Below are 18,664 nucleotides of genomic sequence, written 5' to 3'. Positions count from 1 at the left end.
ACGGCTGTGTACTCCCCATTCTTCCATCGCCGAACGCGATCAGCCTTCGGCTTCTAGCACGGCGGCCGGATGTTCGACGTCGAACTCCTCGGCCGGTTTGGCCATCTCCTGCCGGTAGTGCCGGATTCCCAGCGCCGTGCCCGCGATCAGACCTGCCACCAGGGTGCCGATCACCATCGGCATCAGCCACGGCACCCGCTCCAGGAAGCTGCCCGCGTAGTAGCCGATCAGCAGCAGCACCGGCGCCCAGATGACGGCGCCGATGGTGCTGGCGATGGTGTATTTGCGATGGTCCATATTCGCCGCGCCCGCCACCATCGGGCACAGGGTGCGCACCCAGGGAATCCAGCGGGCGACCAGCACCGCGAGGAATCCGTGCCGCTGCAACAATTCCGAAACCCGTTGCAGGTTGCGGGTATTGATGTAGCGGCCGTTCTTGCGCGCCACCAGGTGGTGGCCGGTGCGGTGCCCGACCACGTAACCGACCTGATTGCCCGCGATGGCGGCGATCATGGTGCCGAGTGAGAGCGCCCACACCTGGGCCTCGCCCGAGGCGTGCGAGGCCAGCACGATGCCCGCGGTGATCAGCATCGAGTCGCCGGGCAGGAACAGCCCGATGATGAATGCGCATTCGAGGAAGACGAAGGTAAGCACCACCGTCCAGACGAGCGCGGGGCCCGCCGAGATCAGCGGATCGAAACTGCCCACTGCGAGGGGCAACGACGCCGTCGACACCGGCTCAGTGGGTCGGCTCGTTCGTCGAAGCGGCGGTCAGTTCCGCCTCCGGCAGCGGCTGCGCCGCGTCGCGGTTGAGCAGCTTCTTCCCGACCGCCACGATGCCGGGCAGGATCGAGACGAACACGATCCCCAGGAAGATGGCCTCGACGTGATCGCGGATGAAGGCGACATTGCCCAGGAAGTAGCCGAGCACCGTGATGCCGCCGCCCCACAGGATCGCGCCGACGATGTCGAAGGCAACGAACTTGCGGTAATCCATCTTGGAGACGCCCGCGAGCACCGGCATGAAGGTACGCACGATCGGCACGAATCGCGCCAGGATGATCGTCTTCGGGCCGTGCTTTTCGAAGAACGCGTGCGTCTCGGTCACGTAGTGCTTCTTGAAGAAGCGGGTGTCTTCCTTGTTGAAGATCTTGGGACCGATGGCCCGGCCGATCCAATATCCGGATTGGTCACCCGCGAACGCGATGAATGTGACGGCGGGGACCAGGACCCAGACGCTGACCGGAGGGTTCGGCTGCGCCGCCAGCAGGCCGCCGGTGAACAGCAGCGAATCGCCGGGCAGGAGTGGGAAGAGCAGGCCGGTCTCGATGAACACGATCATCAGAATCGCGGGCAACACCGCGTTCTTGAGCCACGATTCGGTGAGCAGATACATCGGATCGAGCAACTGGGTCAGCGCGACGTTGCTCGTCACCGATTCGGTCGCTGCCAGCAGAATCACGCGGCCTCCTGTACGGGGTGCGGCTGGCCTCGGGATTGCTTGCCACCGCGTCGGAAGCTGCCAGCGCAATTACTCGGCCCACAGTACCGGGTGGAACTGAGAAACCTCGGGTCGAGGACAAAACTACCCGCGGGTCAATCAGCTAACTCACAGCCCGATGTTCGGCGCTGAGCGTAAGTGGGGATGACGGGTGCCTTGGGTCGCGAAACGCCCCTGCCTTAGGGTATGGCCTGACAGAATTGTCTTTTGCCGCACAACACGGAGGTCTTCACAGTGCCCATCGCGACTCCGGAGGTCTACGCCGAGATGCTCGGTCGGGCCAAAGCGAACTCCTTTGCCTTCCCTGCGATCAACTGCACCTCCTCGGAGACCGTGAACGCGGCCATCAAGGGCTTCGCGGATGCGGGTAGCGACGGCATCATCCAGTTCTCCACCGGTGGCGCGGAATTCGGCTCCGGTCTCGGTGTCAAGGACATGGTGACCGGCGCGGTGGCGCTGGCCGAATTCGCGCATGTGATCGCGGCGAAGTACGACGTGACGATCGCGCTGCACACCGACCACTGCCCCAAGGACAAGCTGGACAGCTTCGTGCGTCCGCTGATCGCGATCTCGCAGGAGCGGGTCAACGCCGGGCAGAACCCGCTGTTCCAGTCGCATATGTGGGACGGCTCCGCGATCCCGATCGACGAGAACCTGGAGATCGCCAAGGAACTGCTCAAGGCCACGGCCGCGGCGAACATCATCCTCGAGGTCGAGATCGGCGTCGTCGGTGGTGAAGAGGACGGTGTCGAGGCCGAGATCAACGAGAAGCTCTACACCTCGCCCGAGGACTTCGAGAAGACCATCGACGCGCTCGGCGCGGGCGAGAACGGCAAGTACCTGCTGGCCGCCACCTTCGGCAATGTGCACGGTGTGTACAAGCCGGGCAATGTGGTGCTCAAGCCGGAGGTGCTGGCCGAGGGCCAGCGCGTCGCCGCCGCCAAACTGGGTTTGGCCGTCGACGCACAGCCGTTCGACTTCGTCTTCCACGGCGGTTCGGGCTCGCTGAAGTCCGAGATCGAGGACTCGCTGCGCTTCGGTGTAGTGAAGATGAACGTCGACACCGATACCCAGTACGCCTTCACCCGTCCGGTCGCCGGGCATATGTTCGCCAACTACGACGGTGTGCTGAAGATCGACGGCGAGGTCGGCAACAAGAAGGCGTATGACCCGCGCGCCTACCTGAAGAAGGCCGAGGCGGCCATGGCGGCACGTGTCGTCGAGGCGTGCAATGATCTGAAGTCTGCGGGACGGTCGATCAGCGCCTGACCCGGTCGATCCCGGAGGAGGTTGCGAAGCGTGGCCACGCAGGGCTCCGGGTCGGGCGTAATCGAACATCGCCTGACCCCTTCACCTCTCGGGGGCCCGAGCTCATGAGTCTGGATGTGCGCGTGCTCGGGCCCGTCCGGTTGTTCGTCGGCGGTGAGCCGGTGGCGGTCGGCGGGCCCAAACCGCGGGCGTTGCTGGCCGCGCTCACCGTCAATAGGCGGCGCGCGGTGGCGTCGTCCGCGCTGGCCGATATGGTCTGGAACGAGGCGCCACCCGATTCCTATGCCGCGAGCCTGCAGGTATTCGTCTCGAATATTCGTAAGGCGCTGCGGAATTCGGGGGTGGATCCGGCGCAGGTGCTGCGCACCGAATCTTCCGGATATCGGTTGGAGATCCCCGAGACCGCCTGCGATATCGGCCGGTTCGAGGCCGCACGGGACGCCGCCGCCAAATGCGTCGAGGTCGGCGATCACGCGGGTGCGTCCCAGTTGTTCGGCACCGCGCTGCGCGAGTGGAGCGGTCGGGCGCTGGCGGACCTGTCCGGCCTGCAGTTCGCCGATGGATTCGCCACCGCCATGGACGAGGAGCGGCTGCTCGCCGCCTCCGCCCGCATCGACGCCGAGATCGCCTGCGGGCGAGCCTCTTCGGTAATCGGTGAACTGGTCTCCATAACCACGGAGCATCCGCTGCGCGAACCGCTGTGGGCGCAGCTGATCACCGCGCTGTACCTATCCGGTAGACAGGCCGACGCGCTCGACGCCTGCCGCCGGGTCCGCACGGTACTGGCCGAGGAACTCGGCATCGACCCCAGTCCAACGCTGGTCGAGCTGGAGCAGCGGGTGCTGCGTCAGGAACCGCTGAACACCATGGAGCTCAAGCGATCCGAGCGGCTCGCGGCGGCGATGACCGAGACGGTCACCGAATTACCGCGCTCGGTGCGCAGCGGGCAGCTGCGGATGCCGGACGGCCGCGCGCTGGTGATCGGTCAGGGCGGCATGCGGATCGGCCGGATGACCGATAACGATCTGATCCTCGACGATCCGAAGGCCAGCCGGTATCACGCGCACATCATGCCGAGCCGGGCCGGGCTGTTGATCAAGGATCTGCATTCGGCCAACGGGGTGTACGTCAATGAGGAAGCCATCGACAGCGGCGCTCTGCTGGCCGACGGCGATGTCATCCGGATCGGCGCGACCATCCTGACCTTCCAGGCATTGACCTAGCCGTAGCGCCGAGCGCCCGGTTCAGTTGCAGGCGACTCCGTCGCCGTCCGGGTCGAGTAGCCTCGAATAGCCCGGCTGGCCCGCGTACAGCGGCCATCTGCCGTCGTTGATCACTTCGGTGCAATTGGTGTAGTACCGGCGCGGCGCGTCGTTGTCCGATTCCGGCGGAGGCACATTCGAACCTTTGGGGCCCGGTCGATACGTCGGACCCGGATCTCCGTCGTGCGGTCGGGATTCCGCGACCGCGGAGTGCGGGTCGGCGCCGGCCGCCACCGGCGCCGACCCGATGCCAAGGGCCATCAGCCCTAGCGCCCCAGCGGCGACGAAGACGCGGCGAGGATGTCGTTGAGCATTCACGTCATCCATCGTGCGCCTTCGGCACCGGTGCGGCACGTCTGTTATTCGCAGGCGATTCCGTCGCGGGCAGTCGAAACGCAACGACCGCAATAACCCGTGGAACGGCCACTCCCCCCGACAGGAGTCGCCGCGTCGAGGACGTTAGCAAAGTCGCCCGCATCCGGTCAGCAAAATGAAGCAGTTTGTTCCTCTTAATATTTCGAGGGTTGGCGAGGCATGCCGGGCAGCCAGCCGATTCGCGGTGAAAGCCGGAAGTCTGGCGTGCCGTCGGGACGGATCCGGGTAGGGTCTGTCGCTGGTGCGAACTGTGGATGGTGCGAGGGGGTGTCTATGGCCGGACGGCTGATGGCCACGGTGGGAGCGGTCGTCGTCGGTGCGGGTCTACTCGTCGCCGGCGACCGCACGGTGGCGGCCGCCGCGCCCGCAACCGGGATCGCGGGCGCCGGACCGTGTCTCACGGATCCGCCCGCGACGCATAAGAGTCTCGTGCCCGAAACGCTCGAGGTGCCGATCCCGTATCCGGCGATCACGGTGGTACCGCCGCGGGGCCCGGAGCCCGCGCCGACCCGCACCCGGATGGAATTACCCGACGATCCGTGCGTCAACCCGTGTCCGGATCTCACCGACGAGCCGGCGCCGCCACCGAGTCTCGCGCGGCAACTCGGCATCCCGGAAATCCTGCTGAGCCCCAAGCCTTTCTACTTCGGTATCCCCGGACCCGGCCCGGATCCGGGTCCCGTGCCGCCGCCACCGGAACGGGTCGACCCGCCGAGCGAACCGGCCGCGCGGTCACCCATCCGGCCCGCCCCGCGCATCGGCGCGGTACGCGAAGTGGCCAAACAAACCGGTGCGAATTCGGTGAACCGCACCGATAAGCGCTGGCAGGTGGACGGCACCGATCTCGGAATCATGTGGGAGAGCGCGCCGGGAGAGATCGCCACCGCCTTCGGCGACACCGTCGGGCGCGGTTTCCATCCGCCCGGCGGAATGGGCGGCGACTGGCGCAGCAATGTGCTCGCCTTCAGCACCGATCGGGAGCTCTCGGACGGAATGACCTACGACAGCATGGTGACCGACGACCGGTGCCACGCCGCCGAGGTGCTCTCCAGCCGCAAACTCGACAATGTCGAAGTCACCACGATCCCGACCTCGGGCTTCGCACTCGGGGACCGGCAGTACCTGAGCTACATGTCGATTCGGACCTGGAACAGCCTGCCCGGCACCTTCTACACCAACTACGGCGGCATCGCCTACTCCGACGACCACGGCCAGACCTGGACCAAAGATCCCTACGCCCGCTGGGACAACATCTTCGGGCTCGCGAATTTCCAAGTGAGCGCGATGGTCCCGCACGGGGACCACGTGTACATGTTCGGCACCCCGAATACCCGCCTCGGCGCGGTGGGCCTGGCCAGGGTGGCCAAGGACCAGATCCTCAACACCACCGCCTACCAGTACTGGCGGGACGGAAACTGGACACCGGTGGGCGGATTCGGCTCCGCGACCCCGATCGTCGACGCACCGGCGGGCGAGCTCTCGGTGCGCTACGACGCGAACCGCGACGTCTGGCAGATGAGCTATCTCGACACCACCAAGGCGGCCATCGTGGTCCGCGAGGCGGATTCACCGCAGGGGATGTGGTCCGCGGGCACGCCGACGGTGACCGTGCTGGACTATGCCGAGCTGTACGGGGGCTTCATCCACCCGTGGTCGACCGGATCGGACCTGTATTTCACCATCTCGACGTGGAGCGATTACAACGTCTATCTGATGCACGCGACGCTGGTCGAATGAGCCCCGCCGTCGATTCGGCAGGACTAGGTGAACCGCACCTCGGCCACGGCGCGGCCGAAGAGCTTGCGGCCCTCCGACACGCCGCTCAGCGTGATCGTGCCGGTTCGTGTCGCCGGATCCAACGACTTGATCTTGCCGCTGAATTCGACCTCGGTCGCGGTATCCGCGCCCACCGGAACGAAACCGGCGAAGCGCACGCTGAACTTCTCGATCGCGGTCGGATCGCCGAGCCAGCCGGTGAGGTAGTCGGCGGCCAGGCCCATGGTGAGCAGGCCGTGCGCCACCACCGTCGGCAGCCCCACCAGTTGGGCGGCGCGATCGCTGAAGTGGATCGGATTGGGGTCACCCGCGACGCCCGCGTAATTGGCCAGGTCACCGCGGGTGACCCGGGCGCCGCCCGTGGGCAGCGCCTGCCCCGCGGTGAGGCTGTCGAAGTCGGGCAGCGTGTGCACGGCCGCCGGTTCGCGGACCGCGGCGATGGGCGCCTGGCCGCCGGCGGGCAGTTCCACCAGCGGATCGTTGACCGCCAGCTCGGGGCGGGTGTGCATGAAGATGCTCTCCACGGCCTCGATCAGATTCGGGTCGACCTCGGCGCCGCGGCGCGCCACGATCGTGGTCGAGCCCACCTGCGCCACCTCGCCGTGCTGATTGGTCAGCACGAACTTCACGTGGATGAAGTCGTTGTCGCCGAACTGCCGGAGCGACTCGATCACGATCTCGTTGCTGATCCGGTCGCCCGCCAGGATCGGCCGGTGCATTTCGAAGACCTGGTCGGTCTGTAGCACCTGGGATAGGTCGTACTCGGTCAGCACGGTATCGAGCAGGGCGCGGGTGCAGGCCGTACCGAGGACGGACGCGAAGGTCGGCGGGGCGATGATGCCCTCATAGCCGAGTTTGCGCGCGTCCGGCTCGTTGTGGTGCGCACCGTGCTGGTTCTGCACCGCACGCGCGAATTCGCGCACCTTCTCCCGGCCTACCACGTAGTGATCGCGTACCCGGAACCGTCGTCCCGCCAGCGCTGCCGTCTGCGCCACAGCATCTATTTCCGGCTGCGCCATTGTCTGTTCCCTGCCCATGATCCGGGCCATGCTACTGGCCGTGTCGGACCCTTGACCAGCGGACTGTGACGATCGCTACGATCGCCGGGACCGACCACACCGCGGCTTTCGGCGGCGGCGACGCGCTCCGGCGAGGCATCGTCGCTAGACGTGTCCGCGGCCGGGCACCCACCGGCCGCGGCGCTTGTCTTGCGCCCTTGACGATTACGGGGTGCCGTTCGGCGGATCGCAGACCTTCCAGCCGTCCGCGGTGTGCTGCAGATCGAAGGTCCGGGCCGAACGCTTCGACGGATCCGCCTCGGTGTAGACGGTCGCCTGTGCGATCGCGTTGTCTCCCGTGATCTGGATCGCATCCACGCTGTCCACCACGGGGATGTTCTTGCGCTCCATCGATAGCCTGTGCACCCCCGCGAACTGGTCGTCGGGGATATTCGCGTAGAAGTCGTGCAGCGGACCGCAGGTGCTGGACCGCAGTGTCGCCAGATCGCCGTCACGCAGTGCGTCGGTGTAGTCGCTGATGGCGGCGCGGACCTTGGCCTCCGGCGAGCTGGGATTCCCGGACAGCGCGAATACGACCGCGGCGAGCACGGCGACAAGGACCACGCCCGCCGCGCCGACCATGAGCAGCCAGCGCTTCGAGCGCCCGCCCGCCGGGGCATCGGCGGGTAACTGGTCGCTCGGGGCCGGTGCGGGCGCGGCGATCCGCTGTGGCGGGGCAAGGGGACGCTGCTGCGGCGGGTGCGGACCCCCGGGTGGATTGTTGAGTGACTGCACCGGCAGCGTCATCTGCACATCGGCGGGTGACTGTGCCTGCGGCACCGAAGGCCGCGGCTTGGCGGGCGGCCGCGGCTGCGTCGGACGGGTCTCCTCGACCTCGTCGTGTGGGCCCGGCCCTTGCGGGGTCGTGGGCCCTTGCGGACCAGGCTGTTTCGGCCCGGGCGCGGGCCGCGGCGTGGTCGGCGGTTTACTCAGCGGACCCGGGCGCGATCCCGGCGGCACCACGCGATCGGTGCCTGCCTGCTGCCCCTCGGACGTCCGCTTCCGTTGCGCCGCCCGTTGATCGGGCGGGATCTGAATCGGCATCGCCATGGTCGGCATATCGGCCGGATTCGGCACGATCGGCATCGCCACGGTCTTGTCGTCCGCTCCGGCAATGGGCTGTTCCTCGGCCTGCGCCGGGCCCGCTCCGGCCGCGGGCACCACCCGCATCACGACGGTCTTGTCCTCGGACCCAGCGGGCGTCTCCCACGGGACAGTGGTGTCCCCCGTGGGTCCTCCGGACGGGTCCGCCGGGTTCGGCTCACCGGAGGCAGGTCCGCCGGAACCGGGTGCGCCGGGCGTGGGCTGCCCGGCCCGGTCGCCCGGAGCCGTCCCTCCGGACGCGGTACCGGCCTTCGACGTGCCGGAAGCAGACCCGCTCGGCTGCCCGCCCGTGGCGGTGCCAGCGGCCTTCGGGGCTGGTTCCGAGGTCGCGGTTCCGGGAGGCGGCGTGCCTGGAGCAGATCGGGTCGGCTGGCCGCCCGCGGTGGGTGCCCCCGTGGCGGTGCCACCGACTGCCGGGGCTGGTTCCGAGGTCGCGGTTCCGGGAGTCGACGTGCCTGAAGTAGATCCGGTGGGCTGCCCGCCGGTGGCGGTGCCATCGGCCTTCGGGGCTGAGGTCGCGGTTCCGGGAGGCGGCGTGCCGGGTTCCGAGCCGGTCGGGCTCGCTGCGGGCGGCTGCACCGGGCGACGCTGGATCACCGCTGTCTCCGCGTCCGCCCCACCCGCCGCACTGCCCACCGCGGCGGTCGAGTCCGCCGCGCCCCGGCCCGCCGGGCTCTCGCGGCGGATGACAGTCGTCTCGCCGTTGGAGTTGTCCGGCGTGGCTGCCGTGTCATCGGCGGTTCGCGGCTGGTCCGCGGGGGCACCGCGCCGGATCTCGGCCGTCTTCGCGTCCGGGCCGCCCGGTGCGGCGTCGCCGCGACCCGCCACCGCGTCGCGGCTGATCTCGGCGGTCTCGGCATTCGGCCCGCCGGGTACGTCCGTCGCGCGGTTCGCCGGGCCCCGGTTCGCCACCGCGTCCGGGCTGGGGACCGCGCCTCGGCTTCCGGGCGTGCTCGCGCTGCCTGCCGGGCCCTGGTTCGCGGCCGCGTCCGAGTTGGGGGCGGTGCCGCCTTGGTTTGCGGATGTGCTCGCGCTGCTTGCGGCGGCTGTGCTCGCGCTGCCTGCCGGGCTCCGGTTCGCGGCCGTGTCCGAGTTGGGGGCGGCGCCGCCTTGGTTTGCGGATGCGCTCGCGCTGCTGGCAGCCGTGCTCGCGCTGCCCGTGGGGCCCCGGTTCGCGGCCGCGCTGATGGTGGGCGCTGTGCCTTGGTTCGCGGGTGTGCGCGAGGCCGCGGCTCCCGCCGGGTTCGCGTTGCCCGCGGCGGCTCGAGTGCTTGTCGCGCCGCCGGACTCGGATGCGGTCGCGGGCCCATCGGAGGACGCCTCATCGTCCGTTCGCCAGACCGACGGCTGGTCGGTCGCCGCGTCGGCTTGTGCGGTGGCGCCTGCCGGGGACACGGTCGCACCGGTCTTCGCTGTCTGTTCGCGATTCGGTGCGGGCGCCGGGTTCGCGCGGGTCGCGGATTCGGAAATGGGTCGACGTACGGGTGTGGCAGCGACGGGCGCCGTCGGCCGGTCGGAGGCGGCATCGGGTCGCGCGGCGCTGCTCGAGGCCGGATTCGCCGTCTCGGGTACACCGGTGGATTGCGAGGTCTTCGGCGCGCCGGCGGCTCGGGACTGTTCGGTGGTCGGGGTCTCGGAACCGGAAGCCTTACCGGGAGTCCCCGAGCGGCCGGTGGACGACGTGGCGGTGGCGGTCCCCCGCGGATCCGCGGCACCGGCGCTTCCCTGCCCGCCGGAGGCGGCGGCCGGTTTCCCGGCGGCGGGCATGGGCTGGGTGGGGGCGGCGGCCGGGCGCGCGGCGTCCGAGGCGGGTGTCTGCTTCGCCGGGGTGTCCTGGCGCGCCTGTTCGGCTCTTGCGGTACCCCGCGCCGGGTTCTTCTCGTCGTTCGGGTCGGACACCTACTACCCCTCGCTCGGGCGGAACAGTTTGACTCGACGGCAAGCCTAATGGTCAGTACCTACCGGAGTCCGTCAATAGATCGCGCTACTCACGGCAAGTCGTTAGCATCGCTGAGCAAATTTGCCCATCCGTGGTGATTGTCCGATCGCCGCGCCTCCGCATCCCGGTGCAAGAATGAACCGCATGACCTCCTTCGGTGATCTGCTCGGTCCGCAACCGGTACTTCTGCCCGAAATCTCCGACGCGGAGGAGGCGCTGCTCGAGAACGCCGATCCGGTGCAGGTCGCGGCGGCGCACCCGGCCGCCTCGATCGCATGGGCCTATCTCGCGGAGGCGGCGCTGACCCGCGGTGGCGCGGAAGGCTCGGATCCGGTCGTCAACCACGACATCGTCGCCGCCTACGCGTTCGCGCGCACCGGCTACCACCGTGGCCTCGATCTATTGCGCCGCAACGGCTGGAAGGGTTTCGGCCCGGTGCCGTGGAGTCACGAACCCAACCGCGGTTTCCTGCGCAGCGTGGGTGCGCTGGCCCGGGCGGCCCGGGCGGTCGGCGAGTCCGAGGAGTACGCCCGTTGCCTGGATCTGCTCGAGGACTGTGACCCCCGCGCCGCCGCCGAACTCGGCCTCGCCTGAGCCGTAGTTGAAAGCGGTATCGCGCAGCGATTCGATGCGTGGTGGTCGGGTGACGGGTGGGCTCGACCCGAACTCGCGCGTCGGCGTAGCGCGGGACAGCGCCCAGGATCGGTTGCGCCGTTCCTGGGCGCGGTTGCGATTGTCCGCACTGCCGATCGTCCAGTGCGCCCTCGGGGCCGCGCTGGCCTGGTTCATCGCGCATACGGTCGTCGGGCACACCCAGCCCTTCTTCGCGCCGACCGCGGCCGTGGTGTCGATCGGCATCTCCTTCGGCGCGCGGCTGAAGCGTTCGGTGGAGTTGGTCGTCGGCGTGGCCGTCGGTATCGGCATCGGCGACCTGTTCATCACCCGCGCGGGTACCGGGGTCTGGCAGATCGCGCTGGTTGTCGCGGTGGCGATGGCGCTGGCGGTATTCCTCGACGGTGGGTCGATCATCACCATGCAGGCCGCGGGTTCCGCCGTACTCGTCGCGACCCTGCTGCCGCCGTCGGCGGGCGGCGGCTTTTCGCGGATGATCGATGCGCTGGTCGGCGGCCTGGTCGGGGTGGTGGTGGTCGCCGCGGTTCCGTTGCATCCGCTGCGCCGGGCCCGTGATCACGCCGCGGAAATCCTTGCGGTGATGGGTAAATCGCTATCCGACTGCGCCGATGGTCTGCTGGAACAGGATCCGGAGAAGATCCGCAAGGCGCTGGATGTCGCCCGCGCGACCCAGCCCCAGATCGATTCGCTGCGCGCCACTTTGGAGGGCGGTCGCGAGATCAGCCGCATCTCGCCGCTGTATTGGAATTCGCGCCCCCGCTTGGAGCGCATCCGCGCCACCGCCGACCCGCTGGACAACGCGGTCCGCAATACCCGAGTGTTGCTGCGCCGTTCGCTGACCCTGGTGAACGACGACGAAATCCTCGACCTCCGGCTGATCGACGAGGTGGAGCGGCTCGGGCAGGCGGTCGAGGTGGTGCGCAAAATGATGCTGGCAGACCCGGGGGAGCAGCCCGATCAGGCCGAGGCGGCGCGGGTGTTGCGCACCGTTGCGAAGGCCGCGCGGCCGGAACTGGTTGCCGGTGCGGGACTTTCGGCGCATGTGGTGTTCGCGCAGGTGCGCTCGATCGTGATCGATCTGATGCAGGTCTGCGGTATGAAGCGGATCTCCGCGATGGCGTTGCTGCCACCGACCGTCCCTAATCCGCACGTGCCGCCCGAGGATTGATCGGCCGCGCGGCTGCCGGAATACGCCGCGCGCCCAGGACTACTCGAACGATTTCGGGCATTGCCGCGGTCCGCGAGTGCGGATCGGGCCGTCCGATGCGATGCCCAGTTGATCTTCGCGTAGTCCGCTACTCGTGTTCCGGCCGGGCGCTGCCCATAGCGTCATATCGTGACCGCAATCGACGAGGGGTGTTGCGGTCGGGCATCTTCGCACGATGACGAAACGCCCCACCGGCCAGACGGTGTGGTGGCCGGGCGGGTCGGGGCGGGGACGTGATCGCGCGGAGAGGAGGGTCGCCCGGTTCTGTGCTGGACCGGGCGACCGGAGCGTCAGAGCCAGAAGCGGGTCAGGTAGTTGCCGAAGCTGGACCATTCGCGCGGCACCCCGGAGAGTTCGAAGAGCGCGTAGACCGCGTCGAAGAAGACTTCGTTGATGGCCGGGGTGAACAGCAGGGCGAACAGGACCAGCATGCCGAACGGCTTGAACTGGTCGAGCGAGCGCCGGGTCTGATAGCTCAGCGAGGGCTCGAGTACGCCGTATCCGTCCAGCCCCGGGATCGGCAGAATATTCAACAATGCCGCGGTGACCTGGAGGAATGCCAGGAAGCTGAGCCCGAACCAGAATGCCGCGTGCGACGAGCCGCTGCCGAACACCCGCACGATCACCAGCAACAGCACCGCGCAGAGCGCGTTCACCGCGGGTCCCGCGCCGCTGATCAACCGTTGGACGCGGGCGCTGAAGTTGTGGGAGTGCACGTAGACCGCGCCGCCGGGCAGACCGATGCCGCCCAGTGCGATGAAGACGATCGGCAGCACGATCGACAGCAGCGGATGCGAGTATTTCAGCGGATTCAATGTGAGATATCCGCGCAGTTCCACCTCGTGATCGCCTGCGCGCCAGGCGATGAAGGCGTGCGCGAACTCGTGCAGGCAGAGCGAGACGATCCAGCCCGCCACCACCAGGGTGAACACCCCGACCTTGGCCCGGGTCGAGTCGAGATCGGCGCCCCAGGCCAGCACCCCGCCGCCGATGGCGATCGCCACCACAAGGAGGAATATCGGGCTCGGTCGTACCGCACCGCGGCCGGAGCGCTGCTTCGCGAACGGGTGACTCATCGCACCAGGTACCAGGATTCGTGATGCCGGTAGAACGTGGAGCGCGGTACCGGTTTGTCGGTCCGGATGCCATCCCGGGTCACCACCGCCCCCGGGGTGCCGAGCTGCGCGGCCCTGCCCTCGATCCAGCGTCTCTTGCGTATGCCCTTCCGCACCGTCGCCCGCACGCCGGGCAGATGCAGGGTCGGTGAGATATGCATCGCGTTGACCTTGCCGGAGAACAGCTTGATGTCGTCCACGTAGGCTTCGCCCTCCAGTTTGGCGTCGTCGACGCCGGTGATGATGGCGCGGCCGATGAGCACCCTACCGGTGTCGTCGCGGATCAGCGGGGTCTCGGTGGCCCGGCCCTCGATCGCGCGTTTGGCGGCGGCGTTGCCGGTGCCGGTCTGATACACGCGGGAACCGTAGGTCTTGTCGACCGGGACGTAGCCGATCTCCACGTGCAGCCGTTCGGTCTTCATCAGATGGGTCATCACGGCGGCGAGCGCGGCGTCCTCGCCGAGCACGATCAGCCGGGGCAGGCTGTCGGCGGCGAGGACCGGCAGCAGTTCGTCGATGATGGAAGTCTCTGGGATAGCGGCCGTTTGGGTTGTCGGCAGTGCGGCGAGGGCGATCGGAACGGGCGCGCCGTCGCAGCGGAGAACGTGGGTACTCAAACTGCCGTACACCCTCCTCGGTCCGGCCGACACACCCGTCGGCCTCCTCGCCACTTCCGGGCGAACCCCCTTCCGGTCCGCTCCGTGCCCAACCATAGCCCTGTTGAATTGGCTGCGCCCGTGGCGCGGCACCCGGCAGGGTGCCGAGTGGGTGATAGGGCATCGGCTAAAATGAGTTACCGGCCACCTCCTCCAGACGGGCAGGTAGCTGCAACACGCGTGTGTTGCGCCTCGAACCGTAGGAGACAAACCATGCCGGCAATCGTCCTGATCGGCGCCCAGTGGGGCGACGAGGGCAAGGGCAAAGCAACCGATCTGCTCGGTGGCCGCCTGCAATGGGTTGTCCGGTACCAGGGTGGCAATAACGCAGGTCATACCGTGGTGTTGCCGAATGGCGACAAGTTCGCGCTACACCTGATCCCCTCCGGCATCCTCACTCCCGGCGTCACCAACGTCATCGGCAACGGTGTCGTGGTCGATCCCGGTGTGCTGCTGGCGGAACTGGCGGGGCTGGAGGAGCGCGGCGTCGATACCTCGGGTCTGCTGCTCTCCGCGGACGCGCATTTGATCATGCCGTACCACGTGGCCATCGATAAGGTCACTGAACGCTTTCTCGGCAATAAGAAGATCGGCACCACCGGCCGTGGCATCGGCCCCTGCTATCAGGACAAGGTCGCCCGCGTCGGCGTCCGGGTCGCCGACGTGCTGGACGAGAAGATCCTCACCCAGAAGGTCGAAGCCGCGCTGGAGTTCAAGAACCAGGTGCTGGTCAAGATCTACAACCGCCGCGCGCTGGACCCACAGCAGGTGGTCGATGAGGTGCTGGCGCAGGCGGAGGGTTTCAAGCACCGCATCGCCGATACCCGCTTGCGGCTCAACGAGGCCCTCGAGCATGGCGAGACGGTGTTGCTGGAGGGCTCGCAGGGCACCCTGCTCGATGTCGACCACGGCACCTATCCGTATGTGACCTCGTCCAACCCGACCTCCGGCGGCGCCGCGGTCGGCTCCGGCATCGGCCCCAACAAGATCAATACGGTCCTGGGCATCCTGAAGTGCTACACCACCCGTGTCGGTTCCGGCCCGTTCCCGACCGAGCTGTTCGACCAGTACGGCGAATTCCTCGCCAAGAACGGCGGCGAGGTCGGCGTCACCACCGGGCGCGCCCGGCGGTGCGGCTGGTTCGACGCGGTCATCGCGCGTTACGCGACCCGGGTCAACGGCATCACCGACTACTTCCTCACCAAGCTCGATGTGCTGTCCAGTCTGGATACCGTCCCGATCTGCGTCGCCTATGAGATCGATGGCGAGCGGGTCGAGCAGATGCCGACCACGCAAACCGAATTCCACCACGCCAAGCCGATCTACGAGGAGATGCCCGGCTGGTGGGAGGACATCTCCGGGGCCCGCACCTTCGAAGAGCTGCCCGTGAACGCACAGGCGTATGTGCAGCGGCTCGAGGAGTTGTCGGGGGCGCGGATCTCCTGCATCGGCGTCGGTCCCGGCCGCGATCAGACCATCGTCCGGCACGACGTTCTGGGCTGATCACGGCGCGGTTGTCGCGCCATAACCCTCGCTACGGTGCGAATGTGCGAACATTCGCGAACCGTTTGTGCCCGTTGGGGTTCGCGGATGTCTTCGATCATGAACTGTGAAGAACTACAGTTAGAGCATGGCTCGGAACTGGCCGATGATCGAGCGCGAGACCGAGTTCGACGCAATTCGGTCCGCGCTCAGCGGTCGTGAATATGTCGGCGCGGTCCTGACCGGCGATGCCGGGGTTGGCAAAACCACGCTGGCCAGACAGGCGACCGCCGCGGTCGGCGGCAATATCCGGTGGGTGGCGGGCACGGAATCGGCCCGCAGCATCCCGCTGGGCGTATTCGCCCATATGGTCGGTGTCTATACCGCGCACGACCCCGTGACCTTCATGTCCGCGGCACGCGAGGCCCTGCTCGCGGACGGGCACACCATCATCGGCGTCGACGACGCGCACCTGCTGGACCAGCTGTCGGCGACCCTGTTGCTGCAACTGGCCATTGACAAGGCCGCGCATATCGTGGCGACGGTGCGTAGCGGAGTACCCGTGCCGGATGCGGTGACCTCGCTGTGGAAGGACGGTCACCTGCTGCGCATCGACCTGACGCCGTTCACCCAGCGGCAGAGCGTCCATCTGGTGGAGTCCATGCTCGGTGGGCAGCTGGAGGGGTTCACTGCCAACCTCATGTGGGAGTCCTCCGGCGGAAATGCCCTGTTTCTCCGGCATTTGGTGGAGGGTGCGCTGGAGGCGGGCACGCTGCGTCAGGTGAACGGTGTCTGGCAGCTGCGTGGTCGCGCGGCGGTCACCTCGGAATTGGCTGCGCTGCTGGAGGATCGGGTCGAGCAGTTGCCCGATTCGGTGCTGAAGGTACTCGAGCTGCTGACGTTCTGCGAACCGATCGATCTCGACGTGCTCGCCGAACTGGCCGGTGAGGAGGCCGTGGAGGCCGCCGAAACCCGTGGCCTGATCAGGGTTGTGGAGAATTCGCACCAGCTGATCGTGCGCTACAACCACCCGCTGTTCGGTGAGGTGATCCGGCGCAGGCTCGGCATCGCCTCGGCTCGGCGGCTGCGCGGCAGGCTCTACTCCTCGCTCAGGGAGCGCCCGATCAATTCCGCCGCCGACCGCATCCGGCTGGCCGAATTGGCCCTGGACAGCGATAAATCCGCCGATCTCGAACTCTTCGTGGCCGCCGCGGGAGATGCCATCGGGCTGGCGAATCTGCCGCTGGGAGAGCGGTTCGCGCGTGCCGCGGTGGAGCGCCGCGGCGGTGTGGAAGCGGCGGATCTGCTGGCCAGGGCGCTGCTGTGGCAGGGACATCGAATCGAGGCCGAGCGCACCTTGGCCAGCTTCGATCCGGATCAGCTGACCGAGGTGCAACTCGTTCGCTGGGGCAGCACCCGGGTATCGAATCTGTTATGGGCGGTGGGCGATGCCGATCGCGCCGACGAGGTGCTCGCCCTGGTTCGCGGTAGGGCACAGCATCCGAAGATCGTGACCACATTGACCGGTCTCGCGTCCGCGTGCGCGGTCAACGAAAACCGGTTGGCGGATGCCTTCGCCGACGCGGAATCCGTGATGAACACCAAAGGTGCTCCGCCGTGGGCGATTTGGTGGGCTTCCTTCGGTGGTGGGTTGACCCTGGCTCTGATGGGTAAGGCCGAGGCGGCGCGGCAGTACGCGACCCGCGGGCATCAGGTGGAGGCCGAAATCGACGGGCTCAACCGGTTCATCTCCACGCACGCCGAAGTGCTCGCATTGACCCTGTCCGGTGAATTGGAGGCCGCGCGGCGAACCGCCGGATCTTATTTCGGCTACTCCGCCCCCGGTCAATATCTGGCCTGGGGCTTGGCGAAGATCCTCCAGGGCACCGTCGACGTGGCCCAGGGCCGCTTCCCGGACGGCATCGAAGACCTCGAGCAGGCACTCGCGGCGTTGGCCACCGAGGGTGCGGCGGCCTGGATGATTCCCGCGAGAATCCGCCTGGCCGAGGCGTACTCGGCGCTCGGCCGCGCCGCCGAGGCCGCCGAAACCATTGCCGAGGCCGCCGCGCGCTGCGGGCGGCATACCGCGGTCTACGACCCGCAACTGGAGATCGCCCGCGCCTGTCTGGCCGCCGCCGAGGGCACCGTCACCCCGGCGATCAGGCTCGCGTTGGGCGCCGCCGACGCGGCCGCACGATCGCAGCAGCACGCGATCGAAGCGATGGCATTGCATACCGCCGCTCGATTCGGCGATCACTCGGTAGCGGGCCGACTCGCCGACCTGTCGGCTCGGGTGGACGGTCGCCTGGTGCAGACCCAGTCCAAGCACGCGGTCGCGCTCGCCGCCCACGACGGACCGGGACTCGACGCCGTCGCAACCGAATTCGAGCAGATCGGCGCCCTGCTGTCGGCCGCCGACGCCGCGGCCCAGGCCGCCTCCGCGCATGAGCGCGGCGGCGACCGTCGCCGCCTGCTGGAATCCGCCGCCACCGCCAACCGTTTGGCCGCCGCCTGCGGTGGCGCCAGCACCCCCGCGCTGCGTCACGCCGCCCAGCCGCTCCCGCTCACCTCCCGCGAACGCGAAATCGCGAATCTCGTTGCCGCGGGCCTGTCCAACCGGCAGATCGCCGATCGACTCACCGTTTCGGTGCGCACCGTCGAAGGCCACCTCTATCGCGCCTGCATCAAGATGGATGTCACCGATCGGGAATCGCTGGGTGCGCTGATGCGCGGCGAATCCCCGGCCAGCTGATCGGCGGCACCGGCGCGGGTAATGGCCGATCCGCGGCCGATCCAGCAGGTGTGACCGCACCACCGTGACCCTTCCGAGGGGGCCGTCCCGTCCCGAGTCCTCGGAGGGGCCGCGCCACACTGTTGCTACGGTGCGCTGGATGATCTCGCCTGCGAATGATCCGGGCATTTCGCGCTTCGCTACGCTGACCCGCTGAGTGGTGGGTACCGTCAGGTAACGGGCGTTGTGAAAGGTTGTGTATGGCTGTGCGGGTGTCGGTTGCGGTAAGCGCGGCGGTGGCCGCGCTCGCGCTGCTGTCCGGTTGCTCGGATGGCTCCGGGTCGAATGGGTCGACGACCACCAGTGCCACCCCGACCACGGTGACCCCCGACGCTCGCCAGCAGCGCAATCTGCGGATCCACCAGCGGCTGCTCGAACTCGGGTGTACCACGAACAGCTGCATTCAGACGTATTTCGCCTGTATGGACGGATATCTGACGGGGGATGCCTGCGAATTCTTCCGTCAGCATCCGCCGCCCGAATGATCGTCGGATAG

16 protein-coding genes are annotated in these 18,664 nt (G+C 68.0%); 9 read left to right on the top strand and 7 right to left on the bottom strand.

Features of this window, described 5'->3' with window-relative positions:
- Positions 1–39: 39 nt before the first annotated feature.
- Together AB0H61_RS19665 and AB0H61_RS19660 are read right to left on the bottom strand one after the other, a co-directional pair.
- Positions 40–720 carry a DedA family protein gene (locus AB0H61_RS19665; protein ID WP_357306505.1) on the bottom strand — a complete coding sequence of 227 codons (681 nt, stop codon included), beginning with the start codon at positions 718–720 and terminating at the stop codon, positions 40–42.
- A gap of 19 nt (positions 721–739) precedes the next feature.
- Positions 740–1,396, bottom strand: coding sequence for a VTT domain-containing protein (locus tag AB0H61_RS19660; protein WP_357306502.1), 657 nt, complete (start codon positions 1,394–1,396; stop codon positions 740–742).
- A gap of 339 nt (positions 1,397–1,735) precedes the next feature.
- Between AB0H61_RS19660 and fbaA the strand changes: the two genes are divergently transcribed.
- Together fbaA and AB0H61_RS19650 are read left to right on the top strand one after the other, a co-directional pair.
- Positions 1,736–2,770, top strand: a complete 1,035-nt coding sequence (fbaA, locus tag AB0H61_RS19655) for a class II fructose-bisphosphate aldolase (RefSeq protein ID WP_357306500.1) — start codon at positions 1,736–1,738, stop codon at positions 2,768–2,770.
- 104 nt (positions 2,771–2,874) lie between these two features.
- On the top strand, positions 2,875–3,993 hold the full coding sequence (locus AB0H61_RS19650; RefSeq protein ID WP_357306301.1) for a BTAD domain-containing putative transcriptional regulator: 1,119 nt from the start codon (positions 2,875–2,877) through the stop codon (positions 3,991–3,993).
- 21 nt (positions 3,994–4,014) lie between these two features.
- Here the strand turns inward: AB0H61_RS19650 and AB0H61_RS19645 are convergent, their stop codons facing one another.
- Positions 4,015–4,350 carry an excalibur calcium-binding domain-containing protein gene (locus tag AB0H61_RS19645; protein WP_357306299.1) on the bottom strand — a complete coding sequence of 112 codons (336 nt, stop codon included), beginning with the start codon at positions 4,348–4,350 and terminating at the stop codon, positions 4,015–4,017.
- Positions 4,351–4,680: 330 nt separating this feature from the next.
- Between AB0H61_RS19645 and AB0H61_RS19640 the strand changes: the two genes are divergently transcribed.
- Entirely contained in the window at positions 4,681–6,144 is a 1,464-nt protein-coding gene (locus AB0H61_RS19640) for a DUF4185 domain-containing protein (protein ID WP_357306296.1), read from the top strand.
- Positions 6,145–6,167: 23 nt separating this feature from the next.
- On the opposite strand, the gene AB0H61_RS19635 is transcribed toward AB0H61_RS19640, so the two are convergent.
- Together AB0H61_RS19635 and AB0H61_RS19630 are read right to left on the bottom strand one after the other, a co-directional pair.
- On the bottom strand, positions 6,168–7,220 hold the full coding sequence (locus AB0H61_RS19635) for a fused (3R)-hydroxyacyl-ACP dehydratase subunits HadA/HadB (RefSeq protein ID WP_357306294.1): 1,053 nt from the start codon (positions 7,218–7,220) through the stop codon (positions 6,168–6,170).
- A gap of 186 nt (positions 7,221–7,406) precedes the next feature.
- Positions 7,407–8,411, bottom strand: a complete 1,005-nt coding sequence (locus AB0H61_RS19630) for a hypothetical protein (protein ID WP_357306497.1) — start codon at positions 8,409–8,411, stop codon at positions 7,407–7,409.
- Between the two features lie 385 nt (positions 8,412–8,796).
- Here AB0H61_RS19630 and AB0H61_RS19625 point away from each other — a divergent pair, with 385 nt between their 5' ends.
- The 3 genes from AB0H61_RS19625 (at position 8,797) to AB0H61_RS19615 (ending at position 12,085) form a co-directional block, all read left to right on the top strand.
- Complete coding sequence (locus AB0H61_RS19625) at positions 8,797–10,293, top strand: hypothetical protein (RefSeq protein WP_357306292.1); 1,497 nt, start codon at positions 8,797–8,799, stop codon at positions 10,291–10,293.
- Between the two features lie 135 nt (positions 10,294–10,428).
- Positions 10,429–10,878: a DUF3151 domain-containing protein gene (locus tag AB0H61_RS19620; RefSeq protein ID WP_357306289.1), complete on the top strand. Its 450-nt coding sequence runs from the start codon at positions 10,429–10,431 to the stop codon at positions 10,876–10,878.
- A 112-nt stretch (positions 10,879–10,990) separates the two neighbouring features.
- On the top strand, positions 10,991–12,085 hold the full coding sequence (locus tag AB0H61_RS19615; RefSeq protein WP_357306494.1) for an FUSC family protein: 1,095 nt from the start codon (positions 10,991–10,993) through the stop codon (positions 12,083–12,085).
- Positions 12,086–12,414: 329 nt separating this feature from the next.
- Here AB0H61_RS19615 and AB0H61_RS19610 read toward each other — a convergent pair whose 3' ends face one another.
- Positions 12,415–13,200: a site-2 protease family protein gene (locus AB0H61_RS19610; RefSeq protein ID WP_357306287.1), complete on the bottom strand. Its 786-nt coding sequence runs from the start codon at positions 13,198–13,200 to the stop codon at positions 12,415–12,417.
- Positions 13,197–13,856 (bottom strand): hypothetical protein, encoded by a 660-nt coding sequence (locus tag AB0H61_RS19605; protein ID WP_357306285.1) that lies wholly within the window; start codon positions 13,854–13,856, stop codon positions 13,197–13,199. Before AB0H61_RS19605 ends, AB0H61_RS19610 begins: the two co-directional genes overlap by 4 nt.
- Positions 13,857–14,108: 252 nt before the next feature.
- On the opposite strand from AB0H61_RS19605, the gene AB0H61_RS19600 reads away from it, so the two are divergent.
- The 3 genes from AB0H61_RS19600 to AB0H61_RS19590 all read left to right on the top strand — a co-directional run bounded on the left by AB0H61_RS19600 (position 14,109) and on the right by AB0H61_RS19590 (position 18,653).
- On the top strand, positions 14,109–15,398 hold the full coding sequence (locus AB0H61_RS19600; RefSeq protein ID WP_357306283.1) for an adenylosuccinate synthase: 1,290 nt from the start codon (positions 14,109–14,111) through the stop codon (positions 15,396–15,398).
- 127 nt (positions 15,399–15,525) lie between these two features.
- Positions 15,526–18,129 (top strand): LuxR C-terminal-related transcriptional regulator, encoded by a 2,604-nt coding sequence (locus AB0H61_RS19595; protein ID WP_357306281.1) that lies wholly within the window; start codon positions 15,526–15,528, stop codon positions 18,127–18,129.
- A gap of 239 nt (positions 18,130–18,368) precedes the next feature.
- A complete protein-coding gene (locus tag AB0H61_RS19590; RefSeq protein ID WP_357306278.1) occupies positions 18,369–18,653 on the top strand; it encodes a hypothetical protein in 285 nt (94 codons plus the stop codon).
- Positions 18,654–18,664 lie beyond the last annotated feature (11 nt).

The sequence above is a fragment of the Nocardia sp. NPDC050710 genome (genome assembly GCF_040654375.1).
GTDB lineage: Bacteria > Actinomycetota > Actinomycetes > Mycobacteriales > Mycobacteriaceae > Nocardia.
Note: the sequence above shows the minus strand (reverse complement) of the source record. Positions and strands in the feature narration are given on the sequence as shown.

Coding starts and splice junctions, on each gene's coding strand:
- AB0H61_RS19640 (WP_357306296.1), top strand. CDS start 4,681: ATGGCCGGACGGCTGATGGCCACGGTGGGAGCGGTCGTCGTCGGTGCG.
- AB0H61_RS19660 (WP_357306502.1), bottom strand. CDS start 1,396: ATGTATCTGCTCACCGAATCGTGGCTCAAGAACGCGGTGTTGCCCGCG.
- AB0H61_RS19610 (WP_357306287.1), bottom strand. CDS start 13,200: ATGAGTCACCCGTTCGCGAAGCAGCGCTCCGGCCGCGGTGCGGTACGA.
- AB0H61_RS19600 (WP_357306283.1), top strand. CDS start 14,109: ATGCCGGCAATCGTCCTGATCGGCGCCCAGTGGGGCGACGAGGGCAAG.
- AB0H61_RS19630 (WP_357306497.1), bottom strand. CDS start 8,411: ATGCGGGTGGTGCCCGCGGCCGGAGCGGGCCCGGCGCAGGCCGAGGAA.
- AB0H61_RS19590 (WP_357306278.1), top strand. CDS start 18,369: ATGGCTGTGCGGGTGTCGGTTGCGGTAAGCGCGGCGGTGGCCGCGCTC.
- AB0H61_RS19635 (WP_357306294.1), bottom strand. CDS start 7,220: ATGGGCAGGGAACAGACAATGGCGCAGCCGGAAATAGATGCTGTGGCG.
- AB0H61_RS19595 (WP_357306281.1), top strand. CDS start 15,526: ATGGCTCGGAACTGGCCGATGATCGAGCGCGAGACCGAGTTCGACGCA.
- AB0H61_RS19650 (WP_357306301.1), top strand. CDS start 2,875: ATGAGTCTGGATGTGCGCGTGCTCGGGCCCGTCCGGTTGTTCGTCGGC.
- AB0H61_RS19620 (WP_357306289.1), top strand. CDS start 10,429: ATGACCTCCTTCGGTGATCTGCTCGGTCCGCAACCGGTACTTCTGCCC.